This is a genomic window from Pseudomonas sp. UBA6699, from assembly GCF_002454615.1.
Taxonomy (GTDB): Bacteria; Pseudomonadota; Gammaproteobacteria; order Pseudomonadales; family Pseudomonadaceae; genus Aquipseudomonas; species Aquipseudomonas juntendi.
On the sequence record NZ_DKJF01000054.1, the window covers coordinates 230 to 5,426 of the forward strand.

The 5,197-nt window shown below is 65.1% G+C and carries 3 protein-coding genes; all 3 read left to right on the top strand.

Features of this window, described 5'->3' with window-relative positions; all coding sequences use genetic code 11:
* The first annotated feature begins 563 nt into the window (after positions 1 to 563).
* The 3 genes from B3361_RS10335 to B3361_RS10345 are packed head-to-tail and all read left to right on the top strand — an operon-like array spanning position 564 to position 5,159.
* Positions 564 to 2,366, top strand: coding sequence for an acyl-CoA dehydrogenase (locus tag B3361_RS10335; RefSeq protein WP_054904955.1), 1,803 nt, complete (start codon positions 564 to 566; stop codon positions 2,364 to 2,366).
* A 31-nt stretch (positions 2,367 to 2,397) separates the two neighbouring features.
* Positions 2,398 to 3,840, top strand: a complete 1,443-nt coding sequence (locus B3361_RS10340; RefSeq protein WP_054904956.1) for a TldD/PmbA family protein — start codon at positions 2,398 to 2,400, stop codon at positions 3,838 to 3,840.
* A complete protein-coding gene (locus tag B3361_RS10345) occupies positions 3,840 to 5,159 on the top strand; it encodes a TldD/PmbA family protein (protein WP_054904957.1) in 1,320 nt (439 codons plus the stop codon). Before B3361_RS10340 ends, B3361_RS10345 begins: the two co-directional genes overlap by 1 nt.
* Positions 5,160 to 5,197 lie beyond the last annotated feature (38 nt).

The window sequence follows — 5,197 nt, forward strand, 5'->3', positions numbered from 1 at the left end:
GCCGCGCGGGCGGCGCTCGGTCTTACAGGCGCCGAAGCTGCTGCGGCGAACAAAGCGGGCATCCGTGACCGAGCAGGTGCCACACTATCTTTCCAAGATGCGCGACTCAGAGTTACGCCTAAGCCACCAGATACCGCCAGCCTGGCGAAACTTCGCTCATTTTCGCCCAACGGTACCCACCGCTGACTCACAACCCTACGGGTATTGGCGTAGTCTTTCCCGTCGCTCGCAAAAAAACGTCCCTCATCCCCTCGGGAGGTTACGAAGTTTGCGGCTAATGCCACACCAGTCCAGAGATCACTTTGGACGTAGGAAATTTTTGCGACGCACGTAGGTACCAAGACTGATAGCTGCATGCCTGTTGATCTCGCAGGTGCTGGAATGCTTGCTGCGAGCATCTGGTTCCGTTGACGCTCACTCTACGCAGCCCCTTCCCCCGTCAATCAACATCAGACGCTCCAAATACGAGGATCTGTGACTGAACATCATTTGTATCGATCATGGTAGCCAGTCTTATTCGGCCGATCCTAGACTCGCCTCAAGCCCGCTCAAGGACCGCCCCCATGCCCGAGACCCTGCTCAGCCCCCGCAACCTCGCCTTCGAGCTCTACGAAGTCCTCGACGCCGAAGCCCTCACCCAGCGCCCACGCTTCGCCGAACACAGCCGCGAAACCTTCGACGCCGCGCTGACCACCGCGCGCACCATCGCCGAGAAGTTCTTCGCCCCGCACAACCGCAAAGCCGATGAAAACGAGCCGCGCTACGTCGACGGCCGCGCCGAGCTGATCCCCGAGGTGAAACCCGCCGTCGACGCGTTCCTGGAGGCCGGTTTCCTCAACGCCAACCGCGACTACGACGCAGGTGGTATGCAACTGCCCAGCCTGGTCTCGCAAGCGTGCTTCGCGCACTTCCAGGCCGCCAACGCCGGCACCACAGCCTACCCGTTCCTGACCATGGGCGCGGCCAACCTGATCGAAAGCTTCGGCACGCAGGAGCAGAAGCGCCTGTTCCTGCAGCCGATGATAGAGGGCCGCTTCTTCGGCACCATGGCCCTGACCGAACCCCACGCCGGCTCGTCGCTGGCCGACATCCGCACCCGCGCTGAACCTGCCGGCGACGGCAGCTATCGGCTCAAGGGCAACAAGATCTTCATCTCCGGCGGCGACCACGAGCTGTCGGAAAACATCGTGCACATGGTCCTGGCCAAGCTGCCGGACGCACCGCCTGGGGTGAAGGGCATCTCGCTGTTCATCGTGCCCAAGTACCACGTCAACCCCGACGGCAGCTGCGGTCCGCGCAACGATGTGCTGCTGGCCGGGCTGTTCCACAAGATGGGCTGGCGCGGCACCACCTCCACGGCGCTCAACTTCGGTGACAACGGCCAATGCGTCGGCTATCTGGTCGGCCAGCCGCATCAAGGCCTGGCCTGCATGTTCCAGATGATGAACGAGGCGCGTATTGGCGTCGGCATGGGCGCGGTGATGCTGGGTTATGCCGGCTACCTGTATTCGCTGGAATACGCCCGCCAGCGCCCGCAGGGCCGCCTGCCGGACAACAAGGACCCGCACAGCAGCGCGGTGCCGATCATTCAGCACACCGATGTGAAACGCATGCTGCTGGCGCAGAAAGCCTACGTCGAAGGCGCCTTCGATCTTGGCCTGTACGCCGCGCGCCTGTTCGACGACACGCAGACCGGCAGTGATGAGAGCGCCCGCAACCAGGCGCAGGAACTGCTCGATCTGCTGACCCCGATCGTCAAGTCCTGGCCCTCGGCGTTCTGCCTCAAGGCCAACGAACTGGCGATCCAGATTCTCGGCGGCCACGGCTATACCCGCGAATACCCAGTGGAGCAGTACTACCGCGACAACCGCCTGAACCCGATCCACGAAGGCACCGAGGGCATCCAGTCGCTCGACCTGCTCGGCCGCAAGCTGGCGCAGAACAATGGCGCTGGCCTCAAGCAACTGCTTCGCCGAATCGCCGCCACCGGCGAGCGCGCCAGCCATCACCCCAACCTCGACCCGCTGCGCCAGCCACTGGAGCAACTGGTCAACCGCCTGCAAGGGGTCACCCTGACCCTGCTCGGTGACCTGGCCCAGGGTAAAGTCGCCGGCGCCCTGGCCAACTCGGCCCTGTACCTGAAGGCCTTCGGCCACTGTGTAATCGGCTGGCGGTGGCTGGAACAGGCAGTCCACGCCGAACTCGGGCTGCTCAAGGCCGACGCTGCCGATCGCGACTTTTACCTCGGCAAGCTGCAGGCCGCCCGTTATTTCCTGACCTGGGAAGTACCAGGCTGCCATAATGAGCTGGCATTGCTCGAGGCGCGCGACAACACTTGCCTCGCGATGCAGGACGAGTGGTTCTAGGGGGAGCCACCGTGTACACGGAGGCTTGCACATGTTCGATTCCAGCGCCCTGCTGCGCCAGCGCTTTGCCGCGCTGCGCAGCAAGGCCGAGTTGTTTTCCCTGCGCCATGTGAAACAGTCGCACCAGGCGCTTTCGGTTCGCCGCAATGTGGCCGAGCCACCCTCGTTCAGCCAGGACGAGGGCGCAATGCTTACCGTACGGGTCAATGGCGTGGAGGCCTATGCGGCCACCGCCGATCTGTCGCAGGCCGGCCTGCAGCGCGCCCTGGAGCACGCCGAAGCCCTGGCCCGGCAGATTGCCCGGCATAGCCTGCTGGACCTGCGCGGGCAACCCGTGCCCAGCGCCCGCCACGACCACATCTCGCCCAACCTCGACCAGCCCGTGCCCAGCCTGGCCGACTGCCTTGGCCTGCTCGCCGCGGAATCAGCCAGCGTACCCAAGGACAGCCGCCTGGTGGACTGGCAGGCCAGTCTGGGCCTGAGCCTGGTCGAGCAGACCTACCTGAACTCAGCCGGCGCCGAGCTGCGCCATGCCCAGCGCTTTCTGTTCCCGGGGCTGGGGGTAACTGCCAGCAACGGCCAGGACAGCCAGAGCCGCAGCCTGGGCCGCGACAATTTCGGCCAGCAAGGCGGTTACGAGATCGTTGAGCGTTGTGGCCTGGTGGGCGCCGCCAGCCGGGTCGCCGACGAGGCCCTGCAGTTGCTGCTGGCCCCTAATACGCCCAGTGGCCCGCGCGACCTGCTGTTGATGCCCGACCAGATGATGCTGCAGATTCACGAATCGATCGGCCACCCGCTGGAGATGGACCGCATCCTCGGTGACGAGCGTAACTACGCGGGCACCAGCTTCGTCAAAGCCAGTGACTTCGGCTACCTGCAGTACGGTTCCAGCCTGCTGAACGTGACCTTCGACCCGACCATCGGCGAAGAACTGGCCAGCTACAGCTTCGATGATGACGGCACACTGGCCAGCAAGCAGTTCCTGATCCGCGACGGCCTGCTGCTGCGTCCACTGGGTGGCGCTTTGTCGCAGTTCCGCTCCGGCCTGGACGGTGTGGCCAACAGCCGCGCCTGTGGCTGGAACCGTGCGCCGATCGACCGCATGGCCAACCTCAACATCGAGCCGGGCGAGCACTCCCTCGAACAACTGATCGCGGGCATCGAGCACGGCATCCTGATGCGGACCAACCGGTCCTGGTCCATCGACGACGCGCGCAACAAGTTCCAGTTCGGCTGCGAATGGGGCCAACTGATCGAGAACGGCGAGCTCAAGGGCATCGTCAAGAACCCCAACTACCGGGGCATCTCCGCACAGTTCTGGCGCAACCTGGCAGCGGTCGGCGACCGCAGCACCTTCCAGGTACTGGGCACGCCCAACTGCGGCAAGGGCGAACCCAACCAGGTGGTGCGCGTGGGCCACGCCTCGCCGGCCTGCGTGTTCCGCCAGATCGATGTATTCGGAGGGGATGCCTGATGAAACACGCCTTTGAAACCCTGGCCGGGGAGGTGCGCGCCGCCCTGGAACGTGGCGAGCAGTTCACCCTTGGCTACAGCGCCGAGCAGTCCCAGTTCGTGCGCTTCAACCACGCCAAGGTGCGCCAGGCCGGGCATGTCAGCCAGGCCAGCGCGCAGCTGCGGCTGATCCGCGACGGTCGCCAAGCCGAGCAGCAGGTGACCTTGAGTGGCGATGCGCAACTGGACCGCCAACGCTTGGCGGATGCCCTGGCGCAACTGCGCCAGACCCTGCCACTGCTGGCCGTCGACCCTTACCTGCGCCTGGACGAAAGCGCCTGGCACAGCCACAGCCAGCAACAGCAGCCGCTCCCTGAACTCAGCGATGTGCTGGCGTTGCTCGACCGCGAAGCGGGTGACCTGGACCTGGTCGGCATTTATGCCGCGGGCCCGGTCTGCCGGGGCTTCGCCAGCTCGTTCGGTGCCTTCGGCTGGCACCAGGCCAACAGCTTCAACTTCGACTGGAGCCTGTTCCACGAAAACGGCCAGGCGGTGAAGGCCAACTACGCCGGCCAGGTGTGGAACCCCGACGACTTCACCGCGCGCCTGCGCCAGGCGCGGGAGCAGTTGGGCTTCCTCGGGCGCCCGGCGGTCACCCTCGAACCCGGCAGCTACCGTGCCTACCTGGCCCCGGCGGCGATGGACGAAATCGCCGGCATGCTGTGCTGGGGCGGTTTTTCCGCCCAGGCGCTGGCCACCGGCAATAGCGCCTTGCAGCGCCTGTACAACGGCGATGCACGGCTGAGCCCGCTGGTGAGTTTCACCGAGCAGGTCAGCGGCTCGCTGAGCCCGGCGTTTTCCGATGAAGGCTCACCGCGCCTGGATGTGCCGCTGATCCAGCAAGGCCGGGCGGCGCAACGGCTGATCAGCGCGCGCAGCGCCGCCGAATTCAAGCTGCTGGCCAACGGCGCCGACAGTTACGAGTCGCCCTGCGCACTCAGCCTGGCACCGGGTGGCCTGCCCATGGACGAGGTCTTGCAGCGGCTGGGCACTGGGCTGTACATCAGCAACCTGTGGTACCTCAACTACTCGGACTTGCCAGCAGCGCGCATGACCGGGCTGACCCGGTTCGCCACCTTCTGGGTAGAGAACGGGCAGATCCAGGGGCCGGTGAGCACCATGCGCTTCGATGACAGCCTGTACAGTTTGCTCGGTAGCCAACTGGAGGACCTGACCCAGGAGCGCGAGATGATCCTGTCGACCAGCACCTATGGACAGCGCAGCACCGGGTCGAGTCATTTGCCGGGTGCGCTGGTCAAAGGCCTGACCCTGACATTGTGATTGGACTTGCCGGCCCTTTCGCGGCTAAAGCCGCTTCT